The following is a 13,874-nucleotide window of genomic DNA, read 5'->3' on the forward strand; positions in this document are numbered from 1 at the left end:
CCTCAACCCTCCCCATTCGCCCCCTCTACCCCCCACAAGCGCCAGGTTCGACGTCTCCTCGAGGAAGGCCCGGATGCGACGGGCATTGCCGCCGAGATCGTGCGGCCCGACGCGTGAGGCAGAGCGGATATCGATCCGGCTGCCATCCGCACGCGGCCGGATGCGCACCGTCACGTCATCCGGCAGTTTCAGCACGAAGGTGTGATCGACCGCCTCCAGCCGTCCCGCCCCCTGGCGGCCGCCCGGAGGAACCGCCTCGATAATCCGCCAGCCGAGATTGGCGGCGGCTTTCTGCACCAGCGCGAAGGCCTCGAGAGGGCCGAGATCGAGGGTTAGGGGCGCGATCTGCACATAGGCCTCTCGCTGGGCTTCGCGCGTCTGCGGCGAGACGTCCGGCGGAATGCGCCCGGCCCGGGCCTCCAGGGCCATGCGGGAGCGCGAGAACGTGGGCGGATTTTCGGTATCGGTCGAAACATCGCTGATCACCGGCAAGGTCGCGGCCTTGAAGGCCATCAGCCCCGGATAGGCGAGAACCAGTACGGCGATCAGCAGCCCCTTGACGGCGCTTCCGAGACCCTGTCGCCCCTCCTGCCAGATGCGGATGAAGCCGAGGAGCGAAAACAGGACCGCGAGCAAAGCCAGACCGACGCCCGCGGCGAGCGCGACGAAGCCCTCCTCGTAATCGACCAATCCCCATCGGATCAGGAGCACGGTCATCAGCGAGACGGCAAGCGAGAACCACGCCACCTTCGGCGACCACTTCGCCGGGCGGGAATACGGTTCCTCGATGATCAGGTGACGCATCAGGGTTTCATACAAATCTCTTTGAAGGCGCGCCACTCCTCTTCGCTCAAAAGCATCTCGCCGGCTGGGGAGTGTGGCCACAACTGCTGGATCGGCCGCTCTTGCGACGGGCGGCGGCGAGGAATATTTGCTGGAAACGCTATTCTGTTGCTTCTACGATCATCTTCGATCCAAGAGAGACGTTGACGAGGATCGTGATGACGAGCGGCATTGTTCTGATGTAAACTATCGTTCGCGACCGTAGGAGTTGAGTTGGTGACATCCCCTGCCGCTATGCAAAAGGTCGATCCGGACGTCGACCCGTTACGTGCCTGGTTTCGCTTCATCCGCCTGCACCGGCGGGCCACCAGCGCGATTGCCGGCGTGCTGAAATCCATCGGCCTCTCGATACCGCAATTCGACCTCCTGTCGACGCTGACCGAGCGCGAGGGCCTGAGTCAGCAGGAATTGGCGGAGCGCCTTTACGTTACAAAAGGCAACGTATCCGGGCTCCTCGACCGCATGGTCGAGGCCGGGCTGGTGGAGCGCCGCACGATTCCGGGCGATCGACGCTCGAACGCGCTGCATCTGACGCCGAAAGGCCGCGCCCTCGCCGAACAGGGTATTGCCGCGCAGAAAGCCTATGTGGAAGCCACCCTCGGGTCTTTGCGAACCGAGGACCTGATGGATCTGGAGCGGGTCGTCCTCGCCTGGCGGGAAAAGGCACGGCTCGCCGAAGAAGCTGTCCACTCGAAGGGCTAGCGCGTCCGCTCGGCGCCTCAGCGTAGATGAGCCCTTGAAGACCGTGCGATCGCAAGCAAATTGCAACCTTGTTAATCCCCGATTAAGCTTGCCTCCATCATCTGGAACAAAGTCAGGAAATGATCATAGAGCGGCCCTGAAGCGGACACGTGTTTCGTGGAGAACCGGGGCCTACGTTTGGGAGAGACGCCAATGACCCTTGTCGCGCGTGACGTTCGATTGCCGAGCCAACCCCGAATTGAGGTTCCGGCGGACCGTGATGATCCGGCTCGCCCCGGCGCAGGCTTTCCGCCCGCCTTCAAACCGGTCGCCCTGCCCGCTCTGGCGGCGGCCGTCCGCTCCGCCTACCGGGAGCCTCCCCGTAAATCCACGGTCGATTTTCCGACGATCCTGCGCATCAGCGCGATGCTCGACTGATCCCCCGATACGGCAGAGCATGACGCCGCCCGAAGTCGCTTCGCGGCCTCGGCTTTAGCCCGAAACGAAACGAGCGCCGCAAGGGCGCTCGTGGAATGATTGCTTGTCGACCCCTCACCGTTCAGCGAACGATGACCTTCGCGTTGGTGTCGGTGCGGTTGTAGAGATCGATCACGTCGATGTTGCGCATCCGGATGCAGCCCGACGAGACGCCGAGGCCGATCTTCTCGGGCTCGTTGGTGCCGTGGATGCGGTAAAGCGTGTCCTTGTTGCCCTCGTAGAGATAGAGCGCGCGTGCGCCCAGCGGATTGTCGGGACCGCCCTTGGTGTGCTTCACATGCGGCCAGCGCGCCTTCATCTCGGCGGGCGGATTCCAGTCCGGCCACTCGGCCTTGCGGGCGACCCGCGAAACCCCGGTCCAGCCATAAGCCTCGTCGCCGACCGCAACGCCGTAGCGGATGACCTTCTTGTTCGGCATCACGTAATACAGAAAGCGCTCTTTCGTATCGACCACGATGGTGCCGGGCGCCTCGCCCGTCGGGTCGTCCATGAGATAGCGGCCATAGCGCAGATCTTCCTGAGCCTTGGGTATCAGCGCCATGTATTCGGTATCGCGCGCCGAGACCTGCGGCTCCGGCACGCCTTTGAAATTGCATGCTGTCAGGAGGGCCATGACCGCGAGGGCGAGAGACAGGCGAGACAAGCGCATGGTTAAACTCTGCTATGCGGCCAAGCGTGGCCGGTTTCGGTCAACGCAACAACCGGGCAAAAGTGCCCGGAAGGCGAATCGCCGTTACCATTGCACGGTCCGCGCGAGAAATGTGTTGCACTGCGACAACATAGACAGGTGCTCGTCACGCTGCGAAACTCCCGCCCCCTCTCCTGCTTCGTTCAAGATGGTCCATGTCCACCCTCTACATCACTCACCCTGCCTCCTTTGACCACGAGACGCCGCTTGGGCACCCCGAGCGTCCCGACCGCATCCGCGCCATCGAGACAGCGCTGGAAAAGGAGCGATTCGCCGCCCTGATCCGCGAGCAGGCACCGATGGCCGCCATGGAGAGCCTGACGCTCGCCCATCCGGAGCACCATGTGGTCGCGCTGCGCGAGGCCTGTCCGCGGGAGGGACTGGTGCGGATCGACGACGATACGGTGATGTCGCCCGGCACTTTCGAGGCCGCCTCGCGGGCGGCCGGTGGCGCCGTAAGAGCCGTTGACGAGGTCATGACGGGCGCTGCGGCCAATGCATTCGTTGCGATGCGGCCACCGGGCCACCACGCGGAGCACATCCGCGCCATGGGGTTCTGCTTCTTCAACAACGCCGCTATCGCGGCGCGCCACGCCCAGCGCCGGCATGGTGCCGGGCGCGTCGCCATTCTCGATTGGGATGTCCACCACGGCAACGGTACGCAGGACATCTTCTGGAGCGATCCCAGTGTGCTCTATTGCTCCATCCACGAAATGCCCCTCTATCCGGGCACGGGCGCCGCCTCCGAGACCGGCGAACATGGGACGATCCTCAATGCGCCGATGGCGCCGGGCGACGGCAGCGAGGTTTTCCGTGACCTGATGGAGCGGGTGGTCCTGCCGCGCATGGACGCGTTCCAGCCCGACCTTCTCGTTGTCTCAGCGGGTTTCGACGCCCATTGGCGCGATCCGCTCGCCAGCATCAGTCTCACCGAGAGCGATTTCGGCTGGGCGACACGAAAGGTCATGGCGCTCGCCGACCGGCGCTGCGGAGGGCGCCTCGTCTCTGTCCTCGAAGGCGGGTACGATCTCGAAGCCCTCGCCAGATCAACGGCGGCGCATGTGGATGCGTTGATGGGGCGGGAGACGAAAGCCTAGATCACGATGCCTTTGGACGGAATCGTCCAAAGGTACAAGGCGTGATCGAGTTCCATAAGTTGGAGCATGATGTCGTCCGAAAGCCGTTACACACTCTTTCGGCATCATGCTCTAAGGCCGAACGGGCGCGAACGTGTGGTGGCTGATTCCCGTCAAGGTGCGGAGCAGTTCGCCGATCGCCAGCATCCGCAACCCGGCGAGAATAGCCAATGCCGTAAGCGCCGTCTGGGCTGACGTGGTCACGGCGAGAACCGCCGCAAGAGCACCACCGACGAGCGCCAATCCTTGAATGAGCACGAGGCGGCGCTGTTGCGGATAGAGTGCGCAGGAATCGGTCAAAGGAGCGGCCAAGGCCACGAAGAGGTGGAAGGCGGCAATGACCGGAACAACCTCGGCAAGACCGGCGAACGCCGTCCCTTCCAGAAACGGGCCCACTAGGAGCAGGAGTTCCGCCATTCCCGCATAGGCGGCGCCGAGGAGCAGGATGAGACCGATCATCATGAAGCGGCCGAAGATCGGAGTGCGACGCTGGATGGAAGGGCGCAAATTGAGGAAGATCGGAGTCGACGCAGCAGCCAGGATTTGCGTCGGAACATCGAAGATGCGGTAAGCCAAAGCCGCGTGGCCCGCAAACACCGCGTTGGCGCCCATCGGCGTGATCAGCAGAGGCGACATGATGAAGGCAAGCGAGAAGAACGAGGCGGGAAGATTGTAGAGCGGCAGGCTTTTCCATCGCCCCGCCGTGGCGATGAGCGCCGCACCCGACCATCCCTGAATGAGTTCTCGGAGGTGGTGCCGCTGCCGCCACATCAGGTAGACGACACCGCCGCCATGGCCGGCCACATCGGCGATCGCGAAGCACAACACATCCTCGACCTGTGACAGGACCAATGCCAGAAGCGCGACCGGCTGAATTATGGATTGGATGAGAATCCCGCGTCCGACTCCCTTGAAATCGCCAGTGCCGGTCGCTCGGGCGAACGTCAATCGCAGCCCACCGCGGGCCAGGATCGAGAGCGGCAGGAGGACGGCCAGTTCGCCGCGCATCCATCCGAGGGCGCCGGATGACAGGGAGGCGAGCGTGAAGACGAGCCAGAGCACCGCTCCGACGAACAGGCAGATCTGAAAGGCGATCCGCGCTTCGCTTGCGTCTCGTGCAGCAACGATCGCCGCATCATACCGGAGAAAAATGGCGATGCCCGCAAGTGTCGCCAGCGTCTGGTAAACGCCGAATTCTGCAAACGCCTGAATGTCGACGAGCCAGGCGGCCACGATCAGCGTCACCACGGACATGCCGCGGGCAACGATGAGTCTTGCGCCGAGAGTGGCCGCGTCGCGAGCCGAGTTTTTTCCGACGATCCCCCCGAACGATTGGCGCAAAAATGCCATCAGCGACCACGGCATGCGTGACAAGGCGCTGTTCGCAAGAAAAACGGGCGTGTCTGACGCCGGCGCCTTGCTCCCGAAGGGCGGCCCCGGCTCGTCTTGCGCGTGATGCAAATTCAGTGGTCTGCGGTTACTGCGACGCGGCTGGGGTGAAACGGCTAAATCTCGAGCGGTTCTTCGGCGAGAAGTTCAATGCCGAAGCCGCTCAATCCCACGTAAGACCTGCTGGATGTGGCAAGATTGCGGATGGAGACGACGCCGAGGTCACGAAGGATCTGCGCTCCGAGGCCGATTTCGCGCCATTGAGTCGATCGCAAAGCCTCGGATGCGGTCTCGTCGTGTTCGTTGAGATTTGTCGTCGGAACACCGGCGGTTCCGTCGCGCAGATAAACCAGCACTCCCCGCCCTTCGCCGGCGAAACGCTTCATCGCCGCGTTGATCGCCTTGCCGCCTTCGAAAATGTCGGCAATCGAATCGGCGCGATGAAGTCGGACCGGGATATCCTTGCCGTCGCCGATGCGGCCATGCACCAGCGCCACGTGCTGCACGCTGTCAAATGGCGTCGAATAGGAATAGCCGGTGAAGGTGCCCCAAGTGGTTTCGACCGGGAAGCTCGCGATGCGTTCGACAAGCTTCTCCCGCGACTGGCGATACGCGATGAGATCCGCGACCGAGATCCGCTTCAGCCCGTGGTTTTTTGCGAAGACGTCGATCTGATCGCCGCGCATCACCGTGCCGTCGTCGTTGGCGAGTTCGCAGATGACGCCGACCGCCGGCAAGCCAGCGAGCTTGCACAGGTCGACGGCCGCCTCGGTGTGGCCCGAACGCATGAGAACGCCGCCGTCTCGCGCAACGAGCGGGAAGACGTGACCGGGGCGCACGAAGTCGGCCGCGCCCATGTTGTTGTTGGCGAGCGCGCGCACCGTATTGGTGCGCTGCTCCGCGGAAATTCCGGTGGTGAGCCCGTGCTTGACGTCGACAGTCACCGTGAAGGCGGTGCCGAGCGGCGCATCGTTGGCGGCGACCATGGGATCGAGCCGCAACCGGCGCGCCTCGGCGCCAGTCAGCGGCGCGCAGACTATGCCGCAGGTGTTGCGGATGATGAACGCCATTTTCTCGGTGGTGCAGAGCGATGCGGCGACGATCAGGTCGCCCTCGTTCTCGCGATCGTCGTCATCCGTCACGATGACGATCTCGCCCTGCGCAAAAGCTTCGATTGCTTCGGTCACGCTATGGCATGTCATTTGAAGTCTCCTACTCGTTACTCGCTCGAACGCGGCCCTTCGGCGCGCCCGACGGTCGGATGGAAGCGCAGGCCCGGTCGTTCTAGCTGAAAGGCCAGGCGACGCCATCTCCCACTTGCGCGCGATGGCGCAAGAAATGATCCGCTAAAACGCACGCAACCATCGCCTCGCCCACCGGCACGGCGCGGATGCCGACGCACGGGTCGTGCCGGCCCTTCGTCGAGACCTCGGCCTCGGCGCCTTTCCGCGTCACGCTGGCGCGCGGCGTCAGGATCGACGAGGTCGGCTTCACGGCGAAACGGCAGATCACCGGCTGACCGCTCGATATGCCGCCGAGAACGCCGCCCGCATGGTTGGATAGGAATGTGGGCGCGCCCTCGTTGCCGGGCCGCATTTCGTCCGCGTTCTCTTCGCCGCGCAAGGTGGCGGCGGCAAAGCCGTCGCCGATTTCGACACCCTTGACCGCATTGATCGACATCAGCGCCGCCGCGAGATCGGCGTCGAGCTTACCATAGACCGGGGCGCCGAGGCCTGGCGGAACGCCATCGGCAACGATTTCCAGCACGGCGCCGATGGAAGAGCCGTCTTTGCGCAAGCCGTCGAGATAATCGGCATAGAAGGCCGCAGCCTCCGAGTCCGGGCAGAAAAACGGGTTGAGCAGAACCTCGTCCCAGTCCCAGCGCTCGCGATTGATCGGGTGCGGGCCCATCTGGACGAGTGCGCCGCGGATCGTGATGCCGGGCACGATCTTGCGCGCCACCGCGCCGGCAGCGACCCGGGCCGCGGTCTCCCGGGCGGATGAGCGGCCGCCGCCTCGGTAATCGCGGATGCCGTATTTCACGTCGTAGGTGTAGTCGGCGTGGCCCGGTCGGTAGGATTCCTTGATCTCGGAGTAATCCTTCGAGCGCTGGTCGACATTTTCGATCAGCAGCGCGATCGGCGTACCGGTCGTCACCTGACGGCCGGTCCGCTCGTCGGTGAAGACGCCGGAGAGGATCTTGACCTCATCGGGCTCGCGCCTCTGCGTCGTGAAGCGCGACGTGCCGGGACGGCGGCGATCAAGCTCCGCCTGGATATCGGCCACATCGAGGGGAATCAGCGGCGGGCAGCCGTCGATCACGCAGCCGAGAGCCGGCCCGTGGCTTTCGCCGAATGTGGTGACGCGAAAAAGGTGGCCGAAGGTATTGTGGGACATGGATGACCTCGTGCGCGTCTTTACGAACCAGCGCCGCGAAGGTCAAACCTCTCATGAAATACGGAGACGCCGTAACGGAAACAGCGCCTCCCGCCTGTCGGGCGCGGGCTGCTTATTCGACGCGAATGCGGTACGTATAGGTCCACAGGGTGTCGACCCCGGTATCCGTCGAGCTCCAGGGAATGTCGATCGCCACCTCGTCCAGACCCTTGAAGCCTTTCTTGGGAGTGTAGATGTAAGCCAGCCCTCGAACCTTCCGGCCGGGACAGCGGCTGTCGGCACCGAGCACCTGCTCGTGAGGAACGATCGCGATTTGACCATTGGCCGGAGCGTGCCGGACCTTGGCGTCCGGAATATTCGAGGGATAGCAGGTCTCCACCTCGTAGCCGAAGAACCCACCGATGGCGGTGCGCGCATTCGCCTTGACAGTTCTGTCAAATGTCTCGGCGGCGGCGGGAGCCGCCAGCAATGCGCCGGCGATCAGCAGAAGGGAAATTCGACGCATGAAAAAGTCTCCAGAATTGCAACATCGTTGCGTTTCTGAGCATATTTTCCGCGAGACTGCAATCCAGGCTCACGCCCAGCGATAGCTGCGGCCCTCGATGACCAGCACTTTGCCCTGCCAGATGTCGATGCTGGCGGCGTGCCGGGTCGAGACGTGACATGCGACCGCCAGAAACGCCCTTGCGACGCCGCCATGGGCGACCAGAACCGTGTCGCGGGTGAGATCGTCAAGGATCGGGCGCACCCGATCGGCCAGCATGGCGTAGCTCTCGCCACCGCCGGGCGGGACGTAATTCCATTTGTCCTGCTCGCGCAGCACCGCCAGTTGCGGCTCCTGCTTGCGGACTTCCTTCCAGGTCATGCCTTCCCAGGAACCGAAGGTCAGTTCCACCAGCCGTTCGTCGAGCCGGTAATAATTCGGATAGAGCCCGATCGCCTCCCGCAGCCGCTCCATGGTTTCGCGAGTGCGCAGCATCGGGCTTGCGACGTAGTCGAGGTCCTCGAACAGCGGCACCAGGCCCTTCAGACGGCGTCCCGCCTCCTCGGCCTGCACGCGGCCGAGATCGTTCAGTGGGATATCCTGCTGGCCTTGCAGGCGGCCCTCGAGATTCCAGTCCGTTTCGCCGTGGCGAATGAAGTAGATCGTCGGACGTTCGGACACGATCAGTCTTTGTCGAGGGACAGGTCCGGAGCGTCCGGATTCTTCATGCCGACCACGTGGTAGCCGGCATCCACATGGAGGATCTCGCCCGTCACACCGCGGGACATGTCGGACAGGAAGTAGGCGGCGGTTTCACCGACCTCCTCGGTCGTGACCGTGCGGCGGAGCGGCGAATTGTACTCGTTCCACTTCAGGATATAGCGGAAATCGCCAATACCGGATGCGGCAAGCGTCTTGATCGGACCGGCGGAAATCGCGTTGACGCGGATGTTCTGCGGGCCCAGATCGGCCGCCAGATAACGGACCGACGCCTCAAGCGCCGCCTTTGCGACGCCCATGACGTTGTAGTGCGGCATCCATTTCTCGGCGCCGTAATAGGTCAGCGTCAGCAGCGAACCGCCCTTCGTCATCAGCTTCTCGGCCCGCTGCGCGATCGCCGTGAAGGAATAGCAGGAAATCAGCAGCGACTTGGTGAAGTTGCCTTCCGAGGTCTCGACGTAACGCCCGGTCAGCTCGTCCTTGTCCGAGAAGGCGATGCAATGGACGACGAAATCGAGGGAGCCCCAGAGCTTTTCGACCTCGGCAAAGACCGCGTCGATAGTGGCCGGGTCGGTGACGTCGCAATGGCCGACCACCGCCGCGTCAAGTTCCTTCGCCAGCGGCTCGACGCGCTTCTTGAGCGCATCACCCTGATAGGTGAAGGCGAGTTCGGCGCCATGGCTGCGCGCCGCCTGTGCGATGCCCCAGGCGATCGACCGGTTGTTCGCAACCCCCATGATCAAGCCGCGCTTTCCGGCCAAAATGCCGGGCGCCGTTGTCTGCGCCATATCTCACCTAAATCGTCGCTGGTCGGGTCTGAAAGATGGCTTCTTTAGCCGACCCGGTCGTCAGGGGGAAGGGCTTCGCGCCCTGAGCCCGGGGGAATCGGCCAATTAGGCGTGGAGCGTTCCTAATCGGCCTGTGCCGCACGGCGCTTGCGGGCATAATCCGTCAGTCTTTCGTCGATGACCTCCGGCAGCCGGATCTCGGTGGTGGCCAGAATGTCGCCGTGGCCGCTCTTGCCGGGCAGGCCCTTGCCGCGCAACCGGAAAGTCCGGCCGGAATTCGTCAACGGTGGAATCGTCATCGAGACGGTCCCGGTCAGGGTCGGTATCCGCACCGTGCCGCCAAGCACCGCGTCCTCGATCTCGATCGGCAGCCGGAGGAGCAGGTCGAGCCCATCCGGTGTGAAACGCTCATGCGACGCGAACCTGATGGTCAGGAGGGCATCGCCCGGATCCGTGTGCGGCGCGCCCTGGCCAAGGCCACGGAGCCGGATCACCTGCCCGTCGGCGACGCCCTTGGGGATCACCACGTCCACATCGCGACCGGTCGGAAGGCGCAGCCGCTTCTTGGCCTCGCTTGCCACCTCTTCGAGCGTCACGGTCAAAACCGCCTCGACGTCGTCGCCCTTCTGCGGCTGGGGGCGCGCCCGACGCTGCCCTTCCGCGCCCGGACGGAACGCATCGCTGAAGAACTGCGCGAAAATATCCTCGGATGGATCCGGGCCGCGGGCGCCGCGTCGTCCCCCACCGGCAGTGAAGCTGAAATCCGAGAAATCGTGCTGGCGCGGGCCGCCGCGAGCGCCGCTGAAGCCCTCGAAGCCCTGAAAGCGCGGCTTTCCTTCGGCGTCGATCTCGCCGCGATCGAATTGCGCGCGTTTTTCCTTGTCGCCGACGATCTCGTAGGCCGAGTTGAGTTCGGCAAATTTATCCTTCGCCTTCAGATCATCCTTGTTGCGATCCGGGTGATGAATCTTGGCGAGTTTGCGATAGGCCTTCTTGATTTCCGCCTCGGTCGCGGAGCGCGGTACGCCGAGGATCTGATAAGGGTCACGCATCATGTCATCCATTCGCCGTCGGAATAAGGCAGACAGGCATGACTACGCAGCCTCCGCACAGACGTCCATATGGGAAAAGTGTTGCGTCTTCGCAACGCGCGGGCGGAAGTCACGGTAGTCCGGCGCGATACGGCTATGCTTTCACCGCTGCCTTCGCGGGCTTCACGTCCTTGATGGCCCATTCGCCGCCCGAAGGCCGGCAGGCATGGCCCTGGAGGACGCTCGAGGCAGGTCCGTTCAATTGGGCGGAAAACTCGCGGCAAATTTCGTCGTTTTTGACATAGGGCGCGCTGGTCGGGGTGAAATGACCTTTCATGGCGGTCCCGGGATTGTCCCACGACACGAGTGTTCCGGGTCCTTGCGGATCGAGCGCCACGCCCAAAGCGGCCTTTGCCCGCCGCCAATCCTCCTCGTTGAGCTCGGGCGATAGCGGCGACGGGGTCTTTGCCGAAATCGAACCGGTGACCTCAGGCTCATCGTCGCTCATGCCGATGACCGAATAGGAAAAGCTGCAGGCCGCCAACGACAAAGCGATCGCCGACACAGCCACCACTTTCACGGCTTCGCTCGCAATGAGGTTTGCTTTATAACGGCGCGCATCAGACCTCATCACGCGTCGATCTCCGGGAACGAACAAGTCACAGATCAGGATAAAGCCTTGAATCAGTTAACAACCGGTGACTTCACCGAAGCCGAGGAACCCTGGGCTCTCTTCCGGGGCTGGATGGAGGAAGCGAGGGCGTCGGAGCCGAACGATCCCAACGCCATGGCGCTCGCGACGGTCGATTCCGAGGGCCTGCCCGACGTGCGCATGGTCCTGCTCAACGGCGTGGATGAGACTGGGTTCGTTTTCTACACCAACGTCGAATCGAACAAGGGCCGCGAATTGCTGGGCCAGCCCAAGGCTGCCATCGTCCTGCACTGGAAGAGCCTGCGCCGGCAGGTCCGGGCCCGCGGCCCGGTGGCGATGGTCAGCGATGCGGAGGCCGACGCCTATTTTCAGACCCGCCCCCGCGAAAGCCGCATCGGCGCCTGGGCGAGCCAGCAATCGCGTCCGCTGGAAAGCCGCTTTGCGCTCGAGAAGGCAGTGGCGTTGAACGCGGCCAAATATGCCATCGGTGAAGTCCCGCGCCCGCCCCATTGGACCGGTTTTCGCATCATGCCGGTGACGATCGAATTCTGGCAGGACAAGCCTTTTCGTCTCCATGACCGCGTCGTCTTCACCCCCGAGGGCGACGGCTGGCGGAAGGTCCGGCTTTACCCTTAATCCCCAGAGCCCGCGTCCCCATGTGAGGAAACGGCCAGCCCGGGCAACCAGCCCTCAATTCCAGGTTCACCATGTCGTCTTCCCCCAATATGCCCCGCCGCATCATGCTGCTCACCGGCGCCAGCCGCGGCATCGGACATGCGACCGTGAAGCGCTTCTCCGCCGCCGGCTGGCGGGTCATCACCTGTTCGCGCCACGCCTTCCCGGAGAATTGCCCGTGGGAGATGGGGCCGGAGGACCATCTGCAGGTCGATCTCGCCGATGCAGCCGACACGCTTCGCGCCATCGCCGAGGTCAAGGACCGGCTTGCGGTCGAAGGCGGCGTTCTGCACGCGCTCGTCAACAATGCGGGCATCTCGCCGAAGGGCAGCGGCGGCTCGCGGCTTGCGGCGCTCGACACGGCTTATGAGGATTGGCTGCATGTCTTTCACGTCAATTTCTTCGCCTCGATCATGCTGGCGCGCGGTCTCGTCGACGAATTGACCAAGGCCAAGGGATCGATCGTCAACGTCACGTCCATTGCAGGATCGCGCGTCCATCCGTTCGCCGGCGCCGCCTACGCGACGTCGAAAGCGGCGCTTGCCTCGCTGACCCGCGAGATGGCGGCCGATTTCGGTCCGCTCGGCGTGCGCGTCAATGCCATCTCGCCGGGCGAGATCGACACCTCGATCCTCTCGCCCGGAACCGAGAAGATCGTCGAACAGCTTCCCCTGCGCCGCCTCGGCACCCCCGACGAGGTCGCCAAGGCGATCTATTTCCTTTGCACGGACGCATCGTCCTACGTCACGGGCGCCGAACTGCACATCAATGGCGGGCAGCACGTTTAAAGGCAGGCCATGACCGGCGACCGGCTCCATCCCGCGCGACCGTTCCTGGCGGCCTCGGTCGCGGTGTTCAGGAATGGCAAAGTCCTCGTCGCCTCCCGCGGCAGGGCGCCGTGGGAAGATCTTTATTCGCTCCCCGGCGGCCAGGTCGAGACCGGCGAGACGCTCGAAGAGGCGGCTCTTCGGGAACTGGAGGAAGAAGTCGGGGTTAGCGCCAGGCTGACCGGCCTCATCGCGCCTTTCGAAGTGATTGAACGGGAGGCTGATGGCCGTGTAAAGCATCACATGGTCATCGCCGTCTACGCGGCGCGCTGGCTCTCGGGAGAGCCCCGCACGGGGCCGGAAGCAAGGGAAATCCGTTGGGTCACGGAGTCGGACATCGCGAGCCTGCCGACGACGCCGGGACTGGCCGGCATCCTCGCACAAGCCTTCGCCCACGACCGGCGCCTGCCTCCGGCGTGAAACCGATTGCGCGGCTCTGTCTGCTTGCTCTTGCTCTCTTGAGCGCAGCCGAGCCTGCTTCGGCGCAGAATTTCTTCGAACGCCTCTTCGGGCCGCCGCGAGACCAGCAGCCTCAACCCCTTCCCCGGCAGCAGCCGCAATTTCGTCCGCCGGCTCTGAGGCGGCCGCAATCCGCGCCGCCGCAACAGAAACAGGAGCCGTCGCGCGAGAAGGCCGAGCCCGCCCCGCCGGTCGAGCCGCCGCCGGCTCCCTACGAGAAGGATCTTCTGCGCCTCGCCGAAATCATGGGCTCGCTCGCCCTCCTGCGGCCGATCTGTTCCGCGCCCGACGGCCCCGAATGGAACCGCCGGATGCAGGTGCTGCTGGAGGCGGAAGGCACGACGCCGGGACGGCGGGAGCGACTCGCGGGCGCCTACAACAAGGGGTATCAGGCCTACGCCCTGACCTATCGCGTGTGCACTCCGTCGGCGCAGGAAGCATCATCCCGCTACGTCAAGGAAGGCGAACTCCTCGCCCGCACCATTGCGGGCCGTTACGGGGGCTGATTTATCCACATGCAATCTACGCCTGCCCTCTCGCATTAACCTCTCTGCAAGGTGATGCTGGCTCTGGGCTGGTGGGCCGACTAAGTTCGCTTCAACCGAA

General features: G+C 63.9%; 17 protein-coding genes. 7 read left to right on the forward strand and 10 right to left on the reverse strand.

Features of this window, described 5'->3' with window-relative positions:
- Positions 1–804 (reverse strand): DUF1499 domain-containing protein (locus FEZ63_RS14725; protein WP_150945763.1); only part of this gene is annotated, 804 nt, incomplete at its 3' end.
- Positions 805–1,077: 273 nt separating this feature from the next.
- Between FEZ63_RS14725 and FEZ63_RS14730 the strand changes: the two genes are divergently transcribed.
- Both FEZ63_RS14730 and FEZ63_RS14735 read left to right on the forward strand, forming a co-directional pair.
- Complete coding sequence (locus FEZ63_RS14730; RefSeq protein ID WP_150945831.1) at positions 1,078–1,545, forward strand: MarR family winged helix-turn-helix transcriptional regulator; 468 nt, start codon at positions 1,078–1,080, stop codon at positions 1,543–1,545.
- 192 nt (positions 1,546–1,737) lie between these two features.
- Positions 1,738–1,962, forward strand: a complete 225-nt coding sequence (locus tag FEZ63_RS14735; protein ID WP_150945765.1) for a hypothetical protein — start codon at positions 1,738–1,740, stop codon at positions 1,960–1,962.
- Between the two features lie 121 nt (positions 1,963–2,083).
- Here FEZ63_RS14735 and FEZ63_RS14740 read toward each other — a convergent pair whose 3' ends face one another.
- Positions 2,084–2,671: a L,D-transpeptidase gene (locus FEZ63_RS14740; protein ID WP_150945767.1), complete on the reverse strand. Its 588-nt coding sequence runs from the start codon at positions 2,669–2,671 to the stop codon at positions 2,084–2,086.
- A gap of 194 nt (positions 2,672–2,865) precedes the next feature.
- Here FEZ63_RS14740 and FEZ63_RS14745 point away from each other — a divergent pair, with 194 nt between their 5' ends.
- Positions 2,866–3,807: a histone deacetylase family protein gene (locus FEZ63_RS14745; RefSeq protein ID WP_150945769.1), complete on the forward strand. Its 942-nt coding sequence runs from the start codon at positions 2,866–2,868 to the stop codon at positions 3,805–3,807.
- 111 nt (positions 3,808–3,918) lie between these two features.
- Here FEZ63_RS14745 and FEZ63_RS14750 read toward each other — a convergent pair whose 3' ends face one another.
- From FEZ63_RS14750 to FEZ63_RS14785, 8 genes are all read right to left on the reverse strand, one after another.
- Positions 3,919–5,196: a hypothetical protein gene (locus tag FEZ63_RS14750; protein ID WP_150945771.1), complete on the reverse strand. Its 1,278-nt coding sequence runs from the start codon at positions 5,194–5,196 to the stop codon at positions 3,919–3,921.
- A 155-nt stretch (positions 5,197–5,351) separates the two neighbouring features.
- Complete coding sequence (gene ribB / locus FEZ63_RS14755; protein WP_150945774.1) at positions 5,352–6,437, reverse strand: 3,4-dihydroxy-2-butanone-4-phosphate synthase; 1,086 nt, start codon at positions 6,435–6,437, stop codon at positions 5,352–5,354.
- Between the two features lie 82 nt (positions 6,438–6,519).
- Positions 6,520–7,632, reverse strand: a complete 1,113-nt coding sequence (aroC, locus tag FEZ63_RS14760) for a chorismate synthase (RefSeq protein WP_150945776.1) — start codon at positions 7,630–7,632, stop codon at positions 6,520–6,522.
- Positions 7,633–7,744: 112 nt separating this feature from the next.
- A complete protein-coding gene (locus FEZ63_RS14765) occupies positions 7,745–8,137 on the reverse strand; it encodes a hypothetical protein (RefSeq protein ID WP_150945778.1) in 393 nt (130 codons plus the stop codon).
- 69 nt (positions 8,138–8,206) lie between these two features.
- Positions 8,207–8,797, reverse strand: coding sequence for a histidine phosphatase family protein (locus FEZ63_RS14770; RefSeq protein ID WP_150945780.1), 591 nt, complete (start codon positions 8,795–8,797; stop codon positions 8,207–8,209).
- Positions 8,798–8,799: 2 nt separating this feature from the next.
- Positions 8,800–9,624, reverse strand: a complete 825-nt coding sequence (fabI, locus tag FEZ63_RS14775; RefSeq protein WP_150945782.1) for an enoyl-ACP reductase FabI — start codon at positions 9,622–9,624, stop codon at positions 8,800–8,802.
- A 122-nt stretch (positions 9,625–9,746) separates the two neighbouring features.
- Positions 9,747–10,676: a DnaJ C-terminal domain-containing protein gene (locus tag FEZ63_RS14780; RefSeq protein ID WP_150945833.1), complete on the reverse strand. Its 930-nt coding sequence runs from the start codon at positions 10,674–10,676 to the stop codon at positions 9,747–9,749.
- A gap of 133 nt (positions 10,677–10,809) precedes the next feature.
- A complete protein-coding gene (locus tag FEZ63_RS14785; protein ID WP_244622813.1) occupies positions 10,810–11,286 on the reverse strand; it encodes an RT0821/Lpp0805 family surface protein in 477 nt (158 codons plus the stop codon).
- A 48-nt stretch (positions 11,287–11,334) separates the two neighbouring features.
- Between FEZ63_RS14785 and pdxH the strand changes: the two genes are divergently transcribed.
- From pdxH to FEZ63_RS14805, 4 genes are all read left to right on the forward strand, one after another.
- On the forward strand, positions 11,335–11,943 hold the full coding sequence (gene pdxH, locus FEZ63_RS14790) for a pyridoxamine 5'-phosphate oxidase (protein ID WP_150945784.1): 609 nt from the start codon (positions 11,335–11,337) through the stop codon (positions 11,941–11,943).
- 104 nt (positions 11,944–12,047) lie between these two features.
- Positions 12,048–12,770 carry an SDR family NAD(P)-dependent oxidoreductase gene (locus FEZ63_RS14795; RefSeq protein ID WP_150945836.1) on the forward strand — a complete coding sequence of 241 codons (723 nt, stop codon included), beginning with the start codon at positions 12,048–12,050 and terminating at the stop codon, positions 12,768–12,770.
- A 9-nt stretch (positions 12,771–12,779) separates the two neighbouring features.
- The gene (locus tag FEZ63_RS14800; RefSeq protein WP_150945786.1) at positions 12,780–13,229 is read left to right on the forward strand and encodes an NUDIX hydrolase; all 450 of its coding nucleotides are present in this window, start codon (positions 12,780–12,782) and stop codon (positions 13,227–13,229) included.
- The gene (locus tag FEZ63_RS14805; protein WP_244622811.1) at positions 13,226–13,774 is read left to right on the forward strand and encodes a TIGR02301 family protein; all 549 of its coding nucleotides are present in this window, start codon (positions 13,226–13,228) and stop codon (positions 13,772–13,774) included. Before FEZ63_RS14800 ends, FEZ63_RS14805 begins: the two co-directional genes overlap by 4 nt.
- The last annotated feature ends 100 nt before the right edge of the window (positions 13,775–13,874 follow it).

Source organism: Microvirga brassicacearum (assembly GCF_008757455.1).
Classification (GTDB): Bacteria; Pseudomonadota; Alphaproteobacteria; order Rhizobiales; family Beijerinckiaceae; genus Microvirga; species Microvirga brassicacearum.

Bases quoted from the DNA above. Each gene is read 5' to 3' on its own strand.
- FEZ63_RS14730 (WP_150945831.1), top strand. From the start codon at position 1,078: ATGCAAAAGGTCGATCCGGACGTCGACCCGTTACGTGCCTGGTTTCGC.
- FEZ63_RS14735 (WP_150945765.1), top strand. From the start codon at position 1,738: ATGACCCTTGTCGCGCGTGACGTTCGATTGCCGAGCCAACCCCGAATT.
- FEZ63_RS14740 (WP_150945767.1), bottom strand. From the start codon at position 2,671: ATGCGCTTGTCTCGCCTGTCTCTCGCCCTCGCGGTCATGGCCCTCCTG.
- FEZ63_RS14745 (WP_150945769.1), top strand. From the start codon at position 2,866: ATGTCCACCCTCTACATCACTCACCCTGCCTCCTTTGACCACGAGACG.
- FEZ63_RS14750 (WP_150945771.1), bottom strand. From the start codon at position 5,196: ATGGCATTTTTGCGCCAATCGTTCGGGGGGATCGTCGGAAAAAACTCG.
- ribB (WP_150945774.1), bottom strand. From the start codon at position 6,437: ATGACATGCCATAGCGTGACCGAAGCAATCGAAGCTTTTGCGCAGGGC.
- aroC (WP_150945776.1), bottom strand. From the start codon at position 7,632: ATGTCCCACAATACCTTCGGCCACCTTTTTCGCGTCACCACATTCGGC.
- FEZ63_RS14765 (WP_150945778.1), bottom strand. From the start codon at position 8,137: ATGCGTCGAATTTCCCTTCTGCTGATCGCCGGCGCATTGCTGGCGGCT.
- fabI (WP_150945782.1), bottom strand. From the start codon at position 9,624: ATGGCGCAGACAACGGCGCCCGGCATTTTGGCCGGAAAGCGCGGCTTG.
- FEZ63_RS14780 (WP_150945833.1), bottom strand. From the start codon at position 10,676: ATGCGTGACCCTTATCAGATCCTCGGCGTACCGCGCTCCGCGACCGAG.
- FEZ63_RS14785 (WP_244622813.1), bottom strand. From the start codon at position 11,286: ATGAGGTCTGATGCGCGCCGTTATAAAGCAAACCTCATTGCGAGCGAA.
- FEZ63_RS14795 (WP_150945836.1), top strand. From the start codon at position 12,048: ATGCTGCTCACCGGCGCCAGCCGCGGCATCGGACATGCGACCGTGAAG.
- FEZ63_RS14800 (WP_150945786.1), top strand. From the start codon at position 12,780: ATGACCGGCGACCGGCTCCATCCCGCGCGACCGTTCCTGGCGGCCTCG.